This window comes from Candidatus Obscuribacterales bacterium (assembly GCA_036703605.1).
Lineage (GTDB): Bacteria > Cyanobacteriota > Cyanobacteriia > RECH01 > RECH01 > RECH01.
Window position 1 is genome coordinate 1 of sequence record DATNRH010000681.1, and the last position, 1,053, is coordinate 1,053.

At 48.9% G+C, this 1,053-nt stretch carries 1 protein-coding gene; it reads left to right on the forward strand.

What is annotated here, in order from left to right; genetic code table 11:
- Nucleotides 1–48: 48 nt before the first annotated feature.
- On the forward strand, nucleotides 49–1,053 hold a 1,005-nt coding region (locus V6D20_14450; GenBank protein HEY9816979.1), incomplete at its 3' end, for a CHASE domain-containing protein.

Here is a 1,053-nt window from a genome sequence, read left to right on the forward strand (position 1 = left end):
GCAACGCCTTATCAATCCATACACTCCTTCCTCCTCGGGAGATTGGCCGTGAACGTCGTCCCCTTCCAAGCTATCCGATATGGACTTGTTCTCAGTTTAGGCATAGGGCTATCAGTCATCTCAGCCGTTTTTGTTGGCCAATGGGAAGCGGCTAAACAACAGGTTCGCTTTCAGCGCCAGACTGAAAATATATCAACAGCTCTGCAGCGTAGCCTGAATCGCTATACAGATGTACTATCTTTTCTGGATGATTACTATGGAACAGCCGAGGGCAACGTTAACCGGCAAGACTTTAGCCATTTTGTAAGGCGATCGCTGGTTACCTATCCTGGTATTCAAGCCTTAGAATGGGCACCGATGATCCAACAATCCGAGCGATTTGCCTTCGAGCAACGCATTCAAGCCGAGGGATATCCAGGCTTTCAAATTACTGAACTATCCAATGCTAATCAACTCATCCGAGCAGGCGATCGCCCTTATTATATCCCTGTTGTGTATCTAGAACCATTCGCCAATAATGAAGCTGCTTTTGGGTTTGATCTAAACTCCACTACCGATCGCACCATTGCTCTAGAATCTGCCCGAGATACGAATAGAATTACTGCTACAGGACGGATCCGTTTAGTACAAGAGCAGCGCGATCAGTTTGGTTTTCTGATGGTGTTGCCCCTGTATGACTCTCCCATACCCCCACAATCTCTATCCAATCGGCGCGATCAATTTACGGGGTTTCTGGTAGGTGTATTTCGCGTTTCAGATGTGGTGGAAGAATCTCTTCAAGACCTTCGCTATGATATCCACGTGGCGCTTTATGACCAGAGCGCTCAACCCGATCAGCAGTTTCTGGGCCGCTATGATGCCCTAAAGCAGCAGGTTATGACCCTAGAGAGCGATCGCCCCTCTCCAATCCATGCTTCCCTTTGTGCTAACCCCATAGACTGTACCCATTTTCTCACGGTGGGTGAGCGGCAATGGCGAGCAGTGTTCTCCCCTTCAATGAACTATCCCTCCAGCGTCAACTACAGCGCCCCTGTCACTTTCCTGATAGGACTA